Source organism: Hoeflea ulvae (assembly GCF_026619435.1).
Classification (GTDB): domain Bacteria; phylum Pseudomonadota; class Alphaproteobacteria; order Rhizobiales; family Rhizobiaceae; genus Hoeflea; species Hoeflea ulvae.
In genome coordinates, this window is the sequence record NZ_JAOVZQ010000001.1 from 3658032 (window position 1) to 3676971 (window position 18940).

Sequence of the window (18940 nt, forward strand, 5' to 3'; positions counted from 1 at the left end):
TCTGCTGATCCGTTTGAAAACAAGGGGAATGGCATGACGAGGAACTGTTCCGTTGCATGGACGATCTTGACCGCAGGGCTTGGACTTGCCATCGCATCCACCGCAGCCATCGCGCAGGATACGCGCCCGGCCTATGAACCGATCTCGGCGCTGTATCGCTATTTCCAGGAAAACAAGGAGCTTGATGCCGCGGTTCAGGCCGGAGACCGCGCCTTTGTGCGCAACCATTCCTGGAACCTCTGGGCCGGCATGATGCAGCCGCTGACAAAGGACGAAAATTCCTGGCCGATCTGGTTCAGCTGGCAAACCTCCCACCAGGCCTTCGCCCAGGAAAACGGCGCCCCGGGTCCGAAAAGCCGCCCGGCTCGGCGGATACCGTCTCAGGCGGGCCATTCCCGCCTGCCCGTCTCCGACGGAGCCGGCGACGAAGTCAACACGCCGCAACCGCAATACCAGGTCCCGACCTATGTCATCCGGACCTATCCGGACGGTGTCACCAAGGGAACCGGAGGCAGCTATTCGGTCAATGACGGCACCTATTTCGTCAACAATGGCGATATATTGATCGCGACCGAAAGCCTGTCACAGGAAGGCTACGACGCCATTCGCAGCGAGAAGCTCTATCTGAAAAAGACGCTGGAAAACGCACTCAAAGACAACGAAAACATCGAGCTTCCGCGCAAATATGTCTCGACAAAACACATGTACTGGCCGGCCAAGGCCGATGGCCTGACCCCGCTCCCGGTCTGGAATGAGAATTTTCCGGATTTCTACGCAGGCTATGCCGGCTATGAACTGTGGAACTCGGTCGTTGCCATTGATCCGAGCAACACGCGCGACGGGGAACAGGTGGAAGTGACCTATCTCTTCGGCGTGAAAACCAATGAAGGGGCAACCATTCCGCCCCAGACCAAGACGGCCACGGTCGCCTCGATCGACAGATTCTACCACCACCGCGTCACCGACAAAGATTGGGAGCTGTTCAGCGACGCGGACAAGGCCATCCTCAATGCCGCCAGCATCTGGCTCTATGACGAGCCCTTTGGCGTCGGCGACTACCTGGTAACGGTCGCCGCCCACGTCAACACCAAGGAAATCGAAAGCTGGACCCTGCAGAGCGTCTGGTGGTCGCAGACCCCCGACAAGGGCCCCTATGCGGCCAACCGTCCGGAGTTGCCCGAAGCCGTGGGGCCGTGGAAACATTACCTGATGACCGACGCCTATGCCTTTGCGCCCGACGCGCAGGGCAATCTCGAAAAGGCGGTCAATCCCTATATCGAGGGCGTCACCCATCCGATTGCGACCAGCTGCCGGAACTGCCATGTGCGCGCCGGCACCGGCAACACCGGATACCAGACCCCGCAATGTTTCGGCTTGCTGACATCGCTGACGCCCGACAGCGAATGCTTCAAGGGCGCATCGCTCACCGATTACATCTGGATCATTCCCGACCGCGCGCACTGATCCGGCACGGACATGCTTCGGGGCGTCCTTGCAAGGGCGCCCCGGATCTGTTGGCGGGCGAGCAGGAGCCTGCGCGCCAAGCGCGGAGCTCGAAGGCAACGCCGCAGCGGAATCAATCCGGCAACCGGCTCGTCTAACAGGTTGGTTTGAAACAACTTATGACATGACAAACGGTGGAGATCTTGCTCGTTCAATGCCGGTGATGCCGAAGAGCGAGTTCTTATCATCGCGATGTCCGGTGCACCAAGCCGTGCGTGCGCGCCAACTCCATCTGGTCCCCGCCCCCGGGTCCAGCCTGTCCTAACGCACCCATGCAGCAAGACACCATTGAACGGCGAATACTGATGTTTTCGGCAATCCCTTGAAGAGTAGGCGTTCCGGTTGTTAAATACCGGCATGTAGTTGGGGGACACAGTCATGGGATACGCATTTTACACCGTCAAACGCAATGATCAGTTGAACGTGATCTTGCGTAATCATTACGGAAATGCTGCGTTTCAGCGTGACCGCGAGGCTCTTGTCTCGCTCGTTGTGCAAAACAATCCCACCATCAAGAACATCAACATGATTTTCCCCAACCAGGTAATCATGTTGCCCGAATTCGGCCCCTCGCACATGGCCGCCGGCTCCGCGCTTCCGGCCACCCAGCTTCCCATAGTGCAGGCCTGCTCGGTTGTCAGCGGCGGGCTTTCAAGCCTTGGGCCCGTAGCCCGTGATTTTCTCAGCAGCATCGATTTTCACAAGGCCGGTGCGGAAGCGGGCCAGGGATTTGTCGAGTTTGTCGGGAAATCGGTTGAAAATGCCATTCCGGATATGCGCAACATCGCACTCGAATACTACCGGAAGGAATCCGGCACGATCACCACCAATCAGTACAATTACCGGCGCTCGGTCAATGTGAAGAACGTGTCCTACAAGATCGGACCGCTTCATCAGTTGATCAATCCGGGCAAAAGCCCCGGGCAGATCCTCCGTATCCGCCCCAATGCGCCCATACGACCGCAAGCCATCCTGAAACAGGCCGATCAGGCCACCCGTATCACCAAGGTTGCCAAATCTGGATTTGTCATCCTCAAGGTTGCCTCCCTGGCGGAGGCCGGCGCAAGTATCCATCTCGCCTCCTCCAACCATGAGCGAACCACCATTCTTCTTGACGAGGTGTCAGGTTTTGTCGGTGCTGCCGCAGCCACTGCCGTGGCCGTCGCACTGGTCGGCACACCGGTTGGATGGATTGCCATTGCAGGTGTCATCGCGGCAGGCGCCGGCGGGTCTATTGTCGGCGAAGCGGTTGGAAAGGCTCTCCAGGATGAAATGCTTTTCGATGAGAATGGCAAGCGGATCAACACCAAGGCCGACCGTATGTGGCGCTCTTTCTACGGGCCGCAATAAAGGTCGGTTCTAGCCGATCGTCATATCCAGTCCGATGTCCAGCGTCGGGGCCGCCATGGTGATCTTCGAAGTCGAGATATAGTCGACGCCGGTCTCGGCGATGGCCCGGATAGTGTCGAGCGCGACATTGCCCGACGCTTCCAGCGTGATCCTGCCACTGGGCCATCTCGACCGCCTGGCCCAGCATGTCGGGGCCCATATTGTCCAGGAGGCAGGCATCAGCGCCATGCTTGAGCACGGTTTCGAGCTGGTCGAGCGTGTCGACCTCGATCTCGACCCGGACAAGATGGCCGGCAAAGGCCTTCGCCGCCTTCAGCGCCTGCTCGATGCCGCCGGCCACGGCGATGTGGTTGTCCTTGATCAGGATCGCGTCATCAAGACCATAGCGGTGCGAGGAACCGCCACCGCAGCGCACGGCGTATTTTTCCACCGCACGCAGTCCCGGAATGGTCTTGCGCGTGCAGGTGACCTTGGCGCTGGTATGGGCGATGGCGTCGGCAAAGCGTGCCGTGTGGGTGGCGATGCCCGACAGATGCATCATGTAATTGAGCGCCACCCGCTCGGCCGACAGCAAACCGCGCGCCGGGCCGGAGATGTGCGCGATCCGCGCGCCGGGTTCGACCCGCGCGCCGTCGGCAACCAGTGCCTCGAAGCGAATCGCCGGATTGATCAGCCGGAACGCGGCCGCAGCCAGCGGCAATCCGGAGATGACGCCGGCCTCGCGGCTGTTCATTTCGGCTGTGGCCTGCCTGTCCGGGCCGATCGTGGCATTGGTGGTGATGTCGCCGGCGCGGCCCAGATCTTCAAGCAGGGCTGCGCGCACCTGGTCCTCGACCATCAGCTGCGGCAATTCGGGAAGGAAGGGGGTGGTCATGGCTCAGCTCTCCAGAAGGTCGGGAATGATGGAATGGGCCTGTCCGAGCGTCAGCAGCGTCCGCCGTTTCCAGGCCAGCTCTTCCTCCGGGTAATCGATGCGGAAATGCCCGCCTCGGCTTTCGCTGCGATTGAGCGCGCAGACCGCGATCAGCTTGGCCGTGGTGATGACATTGTCGAAACGGACGGAATGGCTGTTGCGGGCAAGCTCGAGGATCTTGTCGAGCGCCTCGCGCATGCCTTCTCCGTCACGCAGCACACCCAGATGCGCGCTCATCACCTGGCGCAAGGCCACCATGTTGGGGTGGTCGTTTTCGGTGATGTATTCGGTCGTCGTCACCGACCCGTCCTGCCAGTTGGCGGGCGCGTCGGGCTTGATTTCGGCCTTCAGCGCTTCGGCGATGCGGGCGGAAAACACCACCGCTTCCAGAAGCGAGTTCGAGGCCAGCCGGTTGGCGCCATGTGCACCGGTCGAGGTGCACTCGCCGCAGGCCCAGAAGCCCGGCAGCGACGAGCGGCCATTGATGTCGGTCCAGATCCCGCCCATGAAATAATGCGCTGCCGGGATCACCGGGATCATCTCCCTGGCCGGATCGATGCCTGCTTCCTGGCAATAGCCGAACACGGTGGGAAATTCCGCCGCGAAATCATCCACTGCCGTACGGCAATCGAGAAACGCGCCCCTGCCCGCCTTGACCTCGGCAAAGATACCCCGCGCCACCACATCGCGCGGCGCAAGTTCGGCGTCGGCGTGCAGCGGCAGCATGAAACGCTCGCCGGCGGAATTGTGCAGCGTCGCGCCATGGCCGCGCAGCGCTTCCGTTGCAAGCGGCGCCGGGTCCTTGCCGACATTGATCGCGGTGGGGTGGAACTGGACGAATTCCATGTCGGCCAGCCGGGCGCCGGCGCGTGCCGCCATGCCGATGCCGCCGCCGCGCGCCTCGGTCGGATTGGTCGTCACCTCGTAGAGGTGGCCGATGCCGCCGGTGGCCATCACCACATTCGAGCCGGTGATCCGGTGCAATTCTTCGCCGCTGCCGGCCTTGTCACGCGCGACGACGCCGGTCACCCGGCCGTCCTCGAGGATCAGATCCTCGACCACATAGCCTTCCAGCACCCTGATCGACGGCGTGTTGCGCACTGAGGCGACCAGCGCCTCCATGATGGCGCGGCCGGCCATGTCGCCCTTGACCCGGACAATGCGGCTTTCCGAATGCGCCGCCTCGCGGCTGACGGCCAGATGGCCCTCAAGATCGCGGTCGAACGGCACGCCATAGCCGAGCAGATCAAGGATCCGCTCCGAGGCTTCCGTGGCCATGGCGCGGATGACCGCCTCATCGACAATGCCGTCGCCGGCAACGATGGTGTCATGGACGTGGCTTTCGATGGTGTCGCCGGGTCCGACGGCGGCGGCAATGCCGGCCTGCGCCCAGGCCGACGAGGCGCCGCGGCCGATGGGGGCCGCGGCCAGCACGGTCACCGCCTTGGGCGCCAGTTTCAGCGCGCAGAACAGGCCGGCAAGCCCCCCGCCGATGATGACGACCTCATCGGACCGCTTGACCGCTTGCGGCTGATGGATGGCAATGGCAGTCGACGTCATGGCAGGCTCCTTGCTGGCGGCAACCGGAACTCCGGCGCGGCACCCAGACGTCAGTTCTTCAGATTGATCATCCGCTCGACCGCCAGCCGGGCACGGCCGGCAATGGCCGGATCGACCACGACCTCCTCGGTCATGTAGAGCAGGCTGTCGAGGATCTTGGGCAGCGTGATCCGCTTCATGTGCGGGCACAGATTGCACGGCTTGATGAATTCGACACCCTCGACTTCGCTCTCGATATTGGATGCCATCGAGCATTCGGTCACCAGCAGCACCCGCGGCGGTCGCGTATCCTTGACATAATTGATCATGCCGGCGGTCGACCCGGAATAGTCGCACACCGCGATCACGTCCGGGTGGCATTCCGGATGGCCGATGATCTCGATGGTCGGATCAGCTTCCTTGTAGGCCAGCAGCTCTTCGGCGGTGAAGCGCTCATGCACTTCGCAATGGCCCTTCCAGGTCAGGATCTTCTTGCTTGTCTGCTTGGCGACATTCATCGCCAGATATTCGTCCGGAATGCACAGGATCGTGTCGGATTCGAAGCTTTCGCAAACCGCCACGGCATTGGACGAGGTGCAGCACACATCGGTCTCGGCCTTCACATCGGCAGAGGTGTTGACGTAAGTCACCACCGGCACGCCGGGATAGCGTTCCTTCAACAGCCGCACATCGGCCCCGGTGATAGAATCCGACAGCGAGCATCCGGCCTTGGCGTCCGGGATCAGCACGGTCTTGTCCATGTTGAGGAGCTTCGAGGTCTCAGCCATGAAATGCACGCCGCACTGGATGATGATCTGCTCATCGACCAGCGACGCCTCGCGCGCCAGCTGCAGCGAATCGCCAGCGATATCGGCAACACAGTGAAAGATGTCCGGCGTCTGGTAGTTGTGCGCCAGTATCGCGGCACCGCGTTCCTTCTTGATCCGGTTGATCGCATGCACATAGGGCGCATAGACCGGCCATTCGATTTCCGGAATGTGATTGCGCACGCGCTCATACAGATGCGCCGTCTCGCGCGCCACCGCCGGGGTGTATTTCAGCTCCGGACGATCCATTACGCCGAACCGTTCCGCGGCACTCTGGATCCGTGGTGCGGTCTGGGTGGCAGCTTCTGTGTGCAACCGGGTCATGGCAAACCCTCCTGTCATCCTATTATGCTCAATTTGAGCATAATTATGGTCAAAAAGAAACCGGCAATGCCGGGGAACCACTCACATAGGCCTTTGCCGGCATGATTGCAAGCGAGCCACGCCTGGCAATCATGCCCGGTCAGCCCCGGCTCACTCGAAAAGCTTGCTCTTTGCCGCGTCTTCCGCCGGTGCTGCATCCGGGGTCTGGGCAAGTGCTGTTTCGAGCGCGTACCCGGCTTGCGCAGCATATTTCTGCGCCGGATTGAGGCCCAGGCCGAAGGCCTTGGTGACGCCACCCAGCACATGGTCGATCCGCACCGAGCCATTGCTCTGCGCGTCGGAGACGAAGATGATCGACAGGTGCTCCGCCTCGCCTTCAGTCCCGATCACATCGCCGATCGGCTTGGAAAACAGTCCGACCTTGTTCTCCGCCGCCACCGTGGCCCACTCACGCCCCTTGCGCAGATGGGCGATGAAATTGCGCGCCTGGTCTACCGTCATCATCATCGCATGGCCGCCGCCATCGGCACCGTCCTGCGCCGGAACCATCACCGAGGCCATCAGCAACAGCCCGCGGTCCTTGTCGGGAACCGTCGAGCAATAGGTGAAGCCGATACGGTCGGTGGAAAGATCGGTCACCTGCGCCGGGTCGCCGAGAATTGAACCATAAGGCGTTATGACAAATTGTATCGCCGGATCGAACGTGCCCCGGTCGGGGTCAAAATCGTCCGCACTCGCATTTGAGATCGATCCCAGGATCAGCGCAATCGCCATCGCCCCCGCATAGATTCCCTGCTTCATGGCTTCGCCTCCCACCAGATCACAACCCGGCAAGCATTCCCGCAGCCGGGACCGCTGTCAACAAAGGCCGTTTTCAGGCGCCTGGATCTGACCGGTTGCCGGTGCGCAACAGCACCCGCTGGTAGAACCGGCCGATCACCATCAAGGACAGGCCCAGGCCGATGAAGGAGAAGGCCCGCAAGGCGCCGGTCAGCGCCGACATGTCGATGAGAAAGACCTTTGCGACCGTCAGCAGGATCACCGCTGCCGACGCCGCCCGCAGCGGCACCGAGCGGAAGATCAGCCCCAGCGCCAGCACGCAACCGCCCATCAACAACCACGCCACCGAATAGGACCAGATTTCAGCGTCGGATGTGGTGCGGAAAAATCCGACCTTCTCGCCCTGGAAGCCATGCCGGACCATCAGCGACACATAGATGAACAGCAACACCGCGCCGGTCGCGCCATAGCCGATCCGGTACCAGTTCGGCCGCGATGCCGAAGCCAGATAGCCGGTCAGCCCGGCCAGCAGACCGGGGAGCAGGTAACCGGGCAGCAGCAGATTGAACACCCGTCCTTGGCCGAGCGCGGCGTTGGTGAAGAAGGGATTGAAGGCCACGACCAGGCCAAGCACCATCGCCAGTATTCCCAAGGCCCCGACGCCAAGCGAGGCCAGCCGGAATACCCCTGCATCGCTGCGGCGCGAGGCCAGTTGAAGACCGATGGAAAAGCCCAGGGCCGCCATCGACTGGGTCGCCATGTCGATCAGGCCGAATGGCGCGCCGACAATGTCGCCACCGGCAATGAAGTGCCGCAGTTCGAGCGCCACGAACAGGGCTGCCAGAGCCAGGCCGAAGGCGATGACCAGTTCGCCAGGCCGGCGCCCACCGGATCGGCGCAAGGCCAGGCCGCCCCAGACCAGCAAAGCCGCCGGCAGGGCGATGATCACGATCAGCAGGTTGAACAGCGGTGTCGTTCCGATGGCATCGGCGGCAAATGGCGCGTTGAAATAGAGCCCGGCCGATGCCAGCATCGCCAGAGCCACCGCAAGCCAGCCAAGCGCCGGGACCGGCCGTTTGCCATGGATCTGGCAAGCACCGGCAGCCGTCACCGCAAAGCCGACCGGCATCCATTGCCGCGTGAGCAGGATGGCAACCGCGAGCCCGGCAAGCGCCACGGCACCCACGGCCAGCCATGCCGGCGCCGGCGCCGACCAGTCGTCCGGCCGGGCACGACAGAAGGTCTCGGTCAGCCCAACCATCAGCGCCGCCAGCGCCAGCGCCGCCAGCCCGCTGGCGATATGGGTTTCAAACGGAGCAACCGACAGGTAGATCGCCGTCATGGTCAGCACCGCTATGCTCATCGCGGCCAGCGCCAGGCGCCCGGCCATGGCCGGCGCCGTGGCCGCCGCCCGCAGCCCCAGCAACACCGCCAGCAGGAAAGACGGAACCGCCAGCAGCAGGCTGTTGCGCACAAAGCCGGAAATATCGGCCGCCATTACCCCGTCGCGAAGATCAAGGCCCGAGGTGATCCCGGCCAGAACCGGGAAATCCAGTTGCAGGGACAACAGCGCCACCACGACCAGCACCGTTGCAAGCGGCGCGACAGGTGACATTGCCGGCCAGATCCCGGCAGCGGCCACCAGCAGCGCGGCAAGAAGCGATGTCAGCAGCAGCAATACCATCTGGTCGTCCCGGATGAGCGTGCCCAGCACCGCGACCAGCACGACGCAAAGCGTTGCCCCGATTGCAAGCCGAACCGCCGGACGGTCCTGCAGCGGCGCCGGCCGTTCGGCGCGTCCGGCGACAAGGCTTGCGACATGAACGCCAAACAGGGCGATCATCAGGACCGAGAGCGTGATCCGCGCCGTGTCGGTATCGACCGTCAACAGCAGCATGGCGAGAATCGTCGAGCCTGCGATGCCGCCGCTCGCCAGCCAGCGCCAATTGCGGATCCGTGCGACGCCCATCACGGCGGCGGTCACCACCAGGATATGGGCTGCAAACGCCACCGGGCTCGGCTCCTGCGTCGAGACCAGCAGCGGAGCGGCATAGGCCCCGACCAGTCCGAGCGCGGCGAGTTTCGGCCCGTGCACTGCGGACAACAGCAGGCTGGCAATGCCCAGCACGGTCAGCCCGACAAAGGCGATGACCGGACCGACAAAGCCGTAGAGCGCATAGGCCGCATAGATCGTGCCAAAGGCGCCAATCGCCCCGGCGCCGGTGAGAATGCCCGGGATATCCGCGCTCATCATCGACGGAAGCGCGTCCCGCCGGTCGCGGCGGCGCATGATCTCCCCTGCGCCAAACAGCGCCACCGACATCACTGCACCCATCGCTATCCGCGCCCGTGGCCCCAGCAATCCGGCCTCGATCGAATAGCGCGCCAGGAACAGTACACCCAGGGCCACGGCAAGACCGCCCAGCAGCGCCGACCAGCGGCCGCCGATCAGGCTCTCCAGATCCATGCTCTTGCGCACGGCCGGTTCCAGTGACGCGGTTGCAGCGGCTTCACCCGGCGCAGGCAGGTCCGTTGCCGAACCGGCGGATGGTTCGGCTGTCTCGGCACTCGCCGCGGCAGGATCGTCAGCCACCGCCTCCGGCGCGCCGGTCTCTTCCCCTGCGCCCTCGCCCTCATCCGCCGGTCCCCGGGATCGAAGCTGGTCGAGATCACGGCGCAGCGATGCCAGTTCCGCGCTCAACCTGCGCTGATCAAGCGCAACGGTCCGGACCCACAAGCCCAGCGCAATCAGAACAAGGAACCAGAAAATTGAGAACATGCTGAAATCCCGAAACAGAATGACCCCGACTATACATGACTGACCCGGCCTACAACCATGGTCTGCAGACCGGGCATCACCGTCGGCCTTCGCGGTTAACGGCAGCCAAACATCAAGATCGCTGATTGATCGCTTCAATCAAATGCACTTGTCGAATACGGGAAAACTTTTAAAGTCGCGGCTCACTCTAGGAGTTCCCATGTCCGCATCCCGCCCCGCCGCATCCAGCGCCGCGCTGCCCTGGCTGATCATCACTGCCGGATGCGCCATCGCGCTGCTGTCCTTCGGGCCGCGCTCGGCGATGGGCTTCTTCCAGTTGCCCATGCTCGCCGACACCGGCTGGGACCGCACCACCTTCGGTCTGGCGATGGCGATCCAGAACCTGTTCTGGGGGCTCGGCCAGCCGTTCTTCGGCGCCATTGCCGACAAGTTCGGAACCTGGAAAGTCCTGGCGCTGTCCTCGCTGCTTTATTCCGGCGGGCTGTTCATGATGTCGGTCGCGCCAAGCCCGGGCTGGTTCTATATCGGCGGCGGCGTGCTGGTCGGGCTCGGCATCGCCTCGGCCTCTTTCGGCATCGTGCTGGCTGCCTTTGCCCGCAATGTCGCGCCCGAACGCCGCTCGATGGCCTTTGGCATCGGCACCGCCGCAGGCTCGGCCGGCATGTTCGTCTTTGCACCGCTGAGCCAGGGCCTGATCGACGCCTATGGCTGGCAGGAAGCGCTGGTCTGGATGGCGGCGATGATGTTCATCATCCCGTTCCTGGCAATCCCGCTGCGCGGCAATTCCAGTTCCGGGTCGCAAAAGGACGTCCAGTACAAGCAGTCGATCGGTCAGGCCCTGCGCGAGGCGCTGGGGCACAAGAGCTATGTCCTGCTGGTGTCGGGCTTCTTCGTCTGCGGCTTCCAGGTGGCCTTCATCACCGCCCATTTCCCGGCCTATCTGGGCGATATCGGCATCGACAGCTCCTATGCGGTGCTGTCGCTGGCGCTGATCGGATTCTTCAACATCATCGGCTCTCTGGCCTCGGGCTATATCGGCCAGCGCTATTCCAAGACCATGTCGCTGGTCTGGATCTATCTCGGCCGCTCGATCGCCGTCACCGCCTTCCTGCTGCTGCCGCAGACCGGCACGTCGGTGGTGATCTTTGCCATCGTCATGGGCCTGCTGTGGCTGTCGACCGTACCGCCCACCAATGCGCTGGTGGCGATCATGTTCGGCACCCGACATCTGGGCATGCTCGGCGGCGTGGTGTTCTTCTCCCACCAGGTCGGCTCGTTCCTCGGTGTCTGGCTCGGCGGCTATCTCTACGATATTTTCGGCTCCTACAACCCGGTCTGGTGGCTGGGCGTGGCGCTGGGCATCTTTGCCGCCATCGTGCATTGGCCGATCAAGGAACAGGCGGTCGACCGCCCGGTGCTGGCGCCGGCCGAATAGGCTTCGAGTCTCCCGCGCGGTTTCAAGCATGTCGTCAACGGTGTGCGCCGCTTGGTGCGCTCAGCGCATCAGTTTTTCGATCGGAAAGATCGCGCAGGTTTCGGTGCCATGCGCCAGCAGCTTGCCGGAACCGTCGCGCAGATAGGCTTCCGAGGTGGCAATCGTCCGGCCGCGGTGAACCACCCGGCCTTCGCAGACCAGCTCGCCCATGCCGGGCAGGATCGGCCGGGTCAGGTTGAGCTTGAATTCCACCGTGGTGTATCCCTCCCCCGGCGCAAGCGTTGTCATCACCGCGCAGGCAAGGGCTGAATCCATGATCGTCGCGGCCCAGCCGCCATGGATCGTGCCCAGCGGGTTGAGATGGTCCTGATTGGGTGCGCCGGTAAAGGCGATGGCCCCGTCTTCGACCTTGCTCAGCCAGAAATTCAGTGTCTTCGCCATCGCCGCACCCGGCAGACGGCCGTCGAGAATGCCCTGCATCACACTCAACCCGCCTTCCCTTGCCACCAGATCGAGCGGCACGACACCGGTAAACTGGCCATTGACGTGGGCGGAAGCTTTGTCGGTCATGCAATCGGTTCCTGGATCGGGGAAAGAACGGGCTCTGCCTGCCGCATCGCCTTCAAAGCCGCGGTGCAGAAACTCTCGCGGCTGATCGGCGGCTCGACCCCGCGCGGCTCAAACACGTGCCGGCCGAGAAAATAGCCGGTCAGCCGCAACGCCTGGCCCAGCATGCCGGCATCGCTGCAGGCCATCGACCGGTCGGTGAGAAAGCCCGGCAACGGCAGCAGCCGGTCGGCCCGGGGCGCGCCGGCATCGGCAGACACCGCGCGGCCGGTTTTCGGCGACACATAGATCAGCCCCGAACGAACCCCGGTCGCCGCACAGGCGCTCAGATCCAGCCCGAAGCCGAGATCCTCCAGAATGGCAAGCTCGAAGCGGACATAGAGCGCGCCGGCTCGTGCCGGCGTGTCGAGACTGTCGAGAATGATGGCGAAGGCATCATGCAGCCGGGCGTGGGAATCGCGCTCGGGCAGCAGCCGCAGCAGCGCCGCCATGGCCTGGACCCCGTGCACTCCGATCGCACTTTCCATCAGCCGGCCGGCGCGGCCATTGAGCAGTTCGACCTGGTATTGCCCCAGATGCTCGTCGAGCCGCGCACGCCAGACCAGATCAACCGAATTTCCGGGCTGCAGCACCGGCTGCAGCCGCTTGGAGCGGCCGCCGCGCACAATGCCCATATGCCGGCCATGGGCATGCGTCATCACCTCGGCGATGACCGAGGTCTCGCCATGTTTCCTCAGACCGAGGATGATTCCTTCGTCGCGCCATTCCATGCGGGTGACTTTGACCGCTCAGTGCGGAAATTCAAGTCCGATCTCGCGGTAGCGCTCGGGGTCGTTGCCCCAGTTGCTGCGCACCTTGACGAACAGGAACAGGTGCGTCTTCTGCTCGAGGATCTCGGCGATCTCCTTGCGCGCGGCCTGGCCGATGGCCTTGATGGTCTCGCCCTTGTGACCAAGCACGATCTTCTTCTGGCTGTCGCGCTCGACATAGATCACCTGCTCGATGCGAACGGAGCCATCCTTTTTCTCTTCCCAGCGTTCGGTCTCGACATGGGAGGCGTAGGGCAGTTCCTGGTGCAGCCGCAGATAGAGTTTTTCGCGGGTGATCTCGGCTGCGAGCTGACGCATCGGCAGGTCCGAAATCTGGTCTTCCGGATAGTACCAAGGGCCTTCCGGCAGGGTCTTGGCCAGATAGTCGAGCAGGTCCTTGCAGCCCGATCCGTTGAGCGCGGAGATCATGAAGGTCTGGTCGAACTTGGCCTTCTCGTGGCAGGCCGCCGTCAACGCCAGCAAAGTGTCGCGCTTGACCTGGTCGATCTTGTTGATCACCAGGATCTTGTTGTGGCGGACATCGGCAAGCGAATCGAGCAGCGCTTCGGCGTCGCCCCTGATGCCGCGCTCGGCGTCGATCATCACCAGCACCAGATCGCCATCCTTGGCCCCACCCCAGGCCGATGACACCATCGCCCGGTCAAGCCGCCGCTTGGGCGTAAAAATGCCCGGCGTGTCGATGAAGACGATCTGGGTGCGGTCGTGAATGGCGATGCCGCGGACAATGGCCCTTGTCGTCTGCACCTTGTGCGACACGATCGAGACCTTGGCGCCGACAAGCTGGTTCATCAGGGTCGACTTGCCGGCATTGGGCGCGCCGATCAGGGCCACGAAACCCGAGCGGGTCGGGCCAAGCGGTTCAGACGGAGCTGCGTCCGTCTCTGGTGTTTCAGGTGTATCAGTCATCATCTTTTCCTGCGCCGGGTTGCCAGACGCCTTCACGTTCGAGGAGAGCGGTCGCCGCAACCTGTTCTGCGGCCCGCTTGGAACGGCTTTCGCCGCTGGCAGGCTGGGTTCCGTCAACCTGCACATCAACTTTGAAGACCGGATCATGGTCGGGACCCGACCGGTCTGTGACCTTGTAGACCGGCGTCACGCCGAAGCGGGCATGGGCCCATTCCTGCAATTCGGTCTTGGCATCGCGCCGCGCCGCATCATCGGCCAGCGCACGGCTCTTCCAGTGCTTGTGGATGAAGCTGCGCGCAGCCTCCAGACCGGCATCGAGATAGATCGCCGCAATCAGCGATTCGACCACATCGGCGCGCACATTGGCCATGCGCTTGTCGGTCATCTTCTTCACATCCGCGCCGGTGCGAATGAATTCGTGCAATCCCAGCTCGTCGGCAACCTCGCCGCAGGTCTGGGCGCTGACCAGCTGGTTGAGCCGCACCGACATCTCGCCTTCGCTGGCCTCGCTGAACTGGTTGAACAGCAGTTCCGCCACGCACAGGCCCAGCACCCTGTCACCGAGAAACTCGAGCCGCTCGTAATTGCCGCCGGCGGGATTGCGCATGCTGGCATGGGTCAGGGCCCGTTCGAGCCGCACCGGATTGGCAAAGACATGGCCGATCCGGTCCTGGACCCGTGCAACAACCTCCGCCTGTTTTTTGGCCGCCCGTTTCATCGCTGTGCTGATTTGAAGAACCGGTCGAACCGCAGATCGCTCGGCCAGTTCCACACTTCCAGCGGCGAGGAATCATTGGCGATCGAGAAGAAGATCACCGTCGCCCGGCCGATGAAGTTTTCAAGCGGCACGTAACCGACTTCGAATCGGCTGTCCTGCGAATTGTCGCGATTGTCGCCCATCATGAAATAATGGCCTTCAGGCACCACGAATTCACGGGTGTTGTCGCCCGGCGAATTGGGATTGAGGTCGAGCGTGGTGTAGGTCACGCCATTGGGCAGGGTCTCGCGGTAGACCGGCACCTCTTCGCCCTGGTTGTAGCGTCCTTCGGGCTCGTAACTGCCCTCCAGCTCGCGCTTGACCGCCTCGCCATTGATGAAGAGGACACCGTCGGTGACCTGGATGCGGTCGCCCGGAAGCCCGATGACCCGCTTGATATAGTCGATCTTGGTGTTGCTCGGCAGCCGGAAGACCGCGACATCGCCGCGCTCGGGCTCATCGCTCCAGATCCGTCCGGAAAACAGGTCGGGCGAGAACGGCACCGAATATTTTGAATAACCGTAGGAATATTTGGACACGAACAGGTAATCGCCGACCAGCAGCGTCTCCATCATCGATCCGGACGGGATGCTGAAAGGCTGGAAAAACAGGGTGCGGATGATCACGGCAAGCAGCAGCGCCTGGACGAGCACTTTGACGTTTTCCCAAAGTCCGCCCGATTGGTCTTTTTTTGTTTCAGACACGCGTAAAATTCCTCAGGTGTGGCGCAGATGCGCTTTCTCTAGCTGTTTGCATCGTTCGCGGCAACACCGCGCGCCGATGTCCGGCCATCCGGGTCGTTTCCCGGCTGGATTGATGCCATTCCGGCGGCTTCGACGCCGATCCCGGCATCCCGGACGCGGCGGGCTTGCCCCGCGACGTCCTGCCCTCAGACTTGCGGCAATGCCTCGATGATCACAAAGGCCTGCGCCAGCGGATAATCATCGGTTATTGTCAAATGAATGGCGCAGACCATGCCTGCCGGCGTCATCTGTTCCAGCCGCTTGGCCGCGCCCCCGCTCAAGCGCATTGTCGGCTTGCCGCCGGGCAGATTGACGACGCCCATGTCGCGCCAGAAGACACCCTGCGACAGGCCGGTCCCGAGCGCCTTCGAACAGGCCTCCTTTGCCGCAAAGCGCTTGGCGTAGGACGCCGCACGCATGGCCCTGCGATCGGATTTGGCCTGCTCCACCTCGGTAAAGCACCGGTTGGTGAAGCGCTCGCCGTGGCGCTCCAGGGTCTTTTCAATCCGTCTGATGTCAATCAGATCGCTGCCGATCCCGATGATCACGCGCGTTTCGCCCGGTCTGCCGACCTTTCGGCGCGGGCTGCGGCCATTTCCCGGATCCGGGCCTTGGCGCGCGCCGCCAGTCGGGATTTGCGGCGGGTCTGGAACACCCGGACGCCCCAATAGGTCAGAATGTAGAAGCCCACGGCGGTGATGACCCCGGGTGGAATCGCCCCGATCAGCATCGGCTTGATCACCGGATCCCACAACTGGCCGACATCAAGGTGGCGCAGCAGCGCCTGCAGATCAACCTGCTTGTGGTGTGCGCCGGTGTCGATACCGATCAGCAGATTGCCGATCTTGAGCGTCAGCGCCCAGATGAAGGGAAAGGACAGCGGGTTGCCGAAACCGGTTCCGATTGCCGCGGCCATCATGTTGCCGGCCAGCGCATAGGACAGCGCAAAGGCCAGGATGAAATGAAACCCCAGCAACGGTGTCCAGGACGCAAAAACCCCGGCGGCCACACCGGCGGCAATCGCATGCGGTGTCGCGGTCAGTCGCAGCACCCGCTTGGCGAAATACTGAAACGACCGGCCAAACGACCTCCGTGGCCAGAGCGCGGTGCGCATCCGGTCAAAAAGTCCCTCTGGTTTTCGACGGCGAAACAACATCTGGGTGTCCGTATATAGCTCGGTTTGTGTCAACCCTAAGTCAGCGCAGCAAAAATTCGCTGCGACAGTCACATATGCGCAATCTCTGGTCCCGAGCTTGCCAGACAACAGCGAAGAACTGGTAAAGACCCGCTCCGCGATCCCGGTCCGGATGCAGCCAGGCGATCGGTCCACAGCGCTGCGGACCGATCAGCCCCACCCTACTCGTAGATTCGCTCGATCGTCGACACCGACCCCAGTTCCTTGAGCTGGGTGATCAGCTGGTTGAGATGCTTGAGATCCCAGACCTGCAGATCGATCAGCATCTCGGTGAAATCCGCAGCCACGCGGCCCATCGACAGATTCTGGATATTGGTTTCGCTGGTCGCAATCATCTGCGCCACATCGGCCAGCGTTCCCGGCGCATTGATCGCGGTGACGAGAATGCGCGCGGGAAACCGGTTCTTGTTGTTCTCATCGATATCCCAGCGGATATCGACCCACCTGTGCGGCTCGTCATCGAACTTGGTCAGACCCGGCGACTGGATCGGATAGATGGTGATTCCGGCGCCCGGTTCAAGGATGCCGACAATCCGGTCGCCCGGAACCGCGCCGCCGGGGCCGAAGCGCACCACCGCATTGTCGTCCATGCCGCGGATCGGCATGGCGTCCATGTCCGGATCGCCGCCATGCAGCCGGGAGACCCTGGCAGGCTTTTGCGCCTTGTTGAGGCCGGGCAGCTTGAAGATAAGCCCCGCGGCGCTGCGCAGGTTGAACCAGCCCTCATCCGCAGGCTTGCGCGGTGACACCCGCGTTTCCTGGTGATTGGGATAGACCGCGCGGATCACATCTTCCGAGATCAGCTCGCCGCGGCCGACGGCCGCCAGCATGTCGTCGACTTCCTTGTGGCCCAGCCGGTGCAGCACCGGCTTCAGGCTTTCCCGAGACAGCGGCTTGCCGGCCCGGTTGAAGGTGCGTTCGAGAATCCGCATGCCCAGGCCGGAATATTGCTTGCGCACCGCGGTCTTGGTGGCGCGCCGGATTGCGGCGCGGGCCTTGCCGGTGACGACGATTTCCTCCCAGGCCGGCGGAGGCACCTGAACGCCCGAACGCAGGATTTCCACCTCGTCGCCATTGGCCAGCCGCGTCACCAGCGGCATGATCCGGCCGTTGATCTTGGCGCCGACACAGGTGTCGCCGATGTCGGTGTGCACCGCATAGGCGAAATCGATCGGCGTGGCCCCGCGCGGCAGCGCAATGAGCTGCCCCTTCGGCGTAAAGCAGAACACCTGGTCCTGAAACAGTTCAAGCTTGGTATGCTCGAGAAAATCCTCGGGATTGTCGCCGACCGAGAGCGCCTCGATGGTCTGGCGCAGCCAGGAATAGGCCCGCGAATCCTTGGACAGCAATTCCGCATCGCCGCTGTTTGTGGCGTCCTTGTAGAGCGCGTGGGCCGCCACGCCCCGTTCGGCAATGTCCTGCATCAGCCGGGTGCGGATCTGCAGTTCGACGCGCTGGCGCGAGGGCCCGACGATTGTGGTGTGAATCGAGCGGTAGTCATTCTGTTTGGGCGTCGAGATGTAATCCTTGAATCGTCCCGGCACCACCGACCAGCGCATGTGCACGATGCCCAGCGCCCGGTAGCAGTCGGCCTCGGTGTCGACGATGATGCGGAAGCCGAACACGTCCGAGAGCTGCTCGAACGACAGCGACTTCGACTGCATCTTCCGGAACACGGAATAGGCCTTCTTCTGCCGCCCCTTGACCTGGGCCGTCAGGCCCTGCTCGTGAAACAGCGCCGACAAATCATCCTCGATGGTGTGGATGAGATCGCGATTGCGCTTGGACAGTTCCGCCAGCTTGCCGGTGACGGTGTCATAGGCTTCACTGTTGATGTTCTTGAAGGCGAGTTCCTCAAGCTCCTCGCGCATGTCCTGCATGCCCATGCGGCCGGCCAGCGGCGCATAGATATCCATGGTCTCTTCGGCAATGCGGGCGCGTTTTTCCGGCGGCACGTGGTCGAGCGTGCGCATATTGTGCAAACGGTCGGCCAGCTTGACCAGCAGCACCCGGACATCGTCGGAAATGGCCAGCAGCAGTTTTCTCAGGTTTTCCGCCTGCTTGGCCCGCTTGGTGACCAGGTCGAGCTTCTTGATCTTGGTCAGCCCTTCGACCAGCCTGCCGATGTCCTCGCCAAACAGCTCGTCGATCTCGGCCCGTGTCGCGGAGGTGTCTTCTATGGTGTCATGCAAAAGAGCGACCGCAATGGTCGATTCATCAAGCCGCATTTCGGTCAGGATCGCAGCAACTTCCAGCGGGTGGGAGATGTAGGGATCGCCGCTGGCGCGCATCTGCTTGCCATGCTTCTGCATGGCATAGACATAGGCCTTGTTGAGCAGGGCCTCATTGGCGTCCGGCTTGTATTTTTGCACGCGCTCCACGAGCTCGTACTGACGCATCATCGGAATGGCACTCCAAAACAAGAAAATGCGCCGAATCGAACGACCGGCGCATTGTATAGCATCAGCTGTCTATCGGCCTCAGGGTCGAGT

Annotated in this window: 15 protein-coding genes and 1 pseudogene; 3 read left to right on the forward strand and 13 right to left on the reverse strand. The window is 62.7% G+C overall.

The genetic code is table 11. From position 1 onward, the window contains the following. The first annotated feature begins 33 nt into the window (after window positions 1-33). Entirely contained in the window at window positions 34-1464 is a 1431-nt protein-coding gene (locus tag OEG82_RS17415; RefSeq protein WP_267613657.1) for a hypothetical protein, read from the forward strand. Window positions 1465-1881: 417 nt separating this feature from the next. Then, a complete protein-coding gene (locus OEG82_RS17420; RefSeq protein WP_267613658.1) occupies window positions 1882-2853 on the forward strand; it encodes a hypothetical protein in 972 nt (323 codons plus the stop codon). Window positions 2854-2862: 9 nt separating this feature from the next. Here OEG82_RS17420 and nadC read toward each other — a convergent pair. From nadC to OEG82_RS17445, 5 genes and pseudogenes are all read right to left on the reverse strand, one after another. Next, window positions 2863-3727: pseudogene (gene nadC / locus OEG82_RS17425) on the reverse strand (carboxylating nicotinate-nucleotide diphosphorylase). Window positions 3728-3730: 3 nt separating this feature from the next. Beyond that, complete coding sequence (locus tag OEG82_RS17430; RefSeq protein ID WP_267613659.1) at window positions 3731-5326, reverse strand: L-aspartate oxidase; 1596 nt, start codon at window positions 5324-5326, stop codon at window positions 3731-3733. A gap of 50 nt (window positions 5327-5376) precedes the next feature. Further along, entirely contained in the window at window positions 5377-6456 is a 1080-nt protein-coding gene (gene nadA / locus OEG82_RS17435) for a quinolinate synthase NadA (protein WP_267613660.1), read from the reverse strand. Window positions 6457-6606: 150 nt separating this feature from the next. Beyond that, window positions 6607-7257, reverse strand: a complete 651-nt coding sequence (locus OEG82_RS17440; protein ID WP_267613661.1) for a hypothetical protein — start codon at window positions 7255-7257, stop codon at window positions 6607-6609. A 73-nt stretch (window positions 7258-7330) separates the two neighbouring features. Beyond that, window positions 7331-10015, reverse strand: a complete 2685-nt coding sequence (locus OEG82_RS17445; RefSeq protein WP_267613662.1) for a DUF2339 domain-containing protein — start codon at window positions 10013-10015, stop codon at window positions 7331-7333. 199 nt (window positions 10016-10214) lie between these two features. Here OEG82_RS17445 and OEG82_RS17450 point away from each other — a divergent pair, with 199 nt between their 5' ends. Further along, window positions 10215-11450, forward strand: a complete 1236-nt coding sequence (locus OEG82_RS17450; protein ID WP_267613663.1) for an MFS transporter — start codon at window positions 10215-10217, stop codon at window positions 11448-11450. Window positions 11451-11510: 60 nt separating this feature from the next. Here the strand turns inward: OEG82_RS17450 and OEG82_RS17455 are convergent, their stop codons facing one another. The 8 genes from OEG82_RS17455 to OEG82_RS17490 form a co-directional block, all read right to left on the reverse strand. Further along, on the reverse strand, window positions 11511-12020 hold the full coding sequence (locus tag OEG82_RS17455) for a PaaI family thioesterase (RefSeq protein WP_267613664.1): 510 nt from the start codon (window positions 12018-12020) through the stop codon (window positions 11511-11513). After that, window positions 12017-12787 (reverse strand): DNA repair protein RecO, encoded by a 771-nt coding sequence (gene recO / locus OEG82_RS17460; protein WP_267613665.1) that lies wholly within the window; start codon window positions 12785-12787, stop codon window positions 12017-12019. Before recO ends, OEG82_RS17455 begins: the two co-directional genes overlap by 4 nt. Window positions 12788-12805: 18 nt before the next feature. Then, on the reverse strand, window positions 12806-13753 hold the full coding sequence (era, locus tag OEG82_RS17465; RefSeq protein WP_267613666.1) for a GTPase Era: 948 nt from the start codon (window positions 13751-13753) through the stop codon (window positions 12806-12808). Then, entirely contained in the window at window positions 13746-14471 is a 726-nt protein-coding gene (rnc, locus tag OEG82_RS17470) for a ribonuclease III (RefSeq protein WP_267613667.1), read from the reverse strand. The genes era and rnc overlap by 8 nt, the downstream gene beginning before the upstream one ends. Next, the gene (gene lepB / locus OEG82_RS17475) at window positions 14468-15214 is read right to left on the reverse strand and encodes a signal peptidase I (RefSeq protein ID WP_267613668.1); all 747 of its coding nucleotides are present in this window, start codon (window positions 15212-15214) and stop codon (window positions 14468-14470) included. The genes rnc and lepB overlap by 4 nt, the downstream gene beginning before the upstream one ends. 185 nt (window positions 15215-15399) lie before the next feature. Further along, window positions 15400-15801 carry a holo-ACP synthase gene (gene acpS, locus OEG82_RS17480; protein WP_267613669.1) on the reverse strand — a complete coding sequence of 134 codons (402 nt, stop codon included), beginning with the start codon at window positions 15799-15801 and terminating at the stop codon, window positions 15400-15402. Then, window positions 15798-16409: a DUF2062 domain-containing protein gene (locus OEG82_RS17485; protein ID WP_267613670.1), complete on the reverse strand. Its 612-nt coding sequence runs from the start codon at window positions 16407-16409 to the stop codon at window positions 15798-15800. The genes acpS and OEG82_RS17485 overlap by 4 nt, the downstream gene beginning before the upstream one ends. Window positions 16410-16609: 200 nt before the next feature. Further along, window positions 16610-18850 (reverse strand): RelA/SpoT family protein, encoded by a 2241-nt coding sequence (locus OEG82_RS17490; protein WP_267613671.1) that lies wholly within the window; start codon window positions 18848-18850, stop codon window positions 16610-16612. Window positions 18851-18940: the final 90 nt, after the last annotated feature.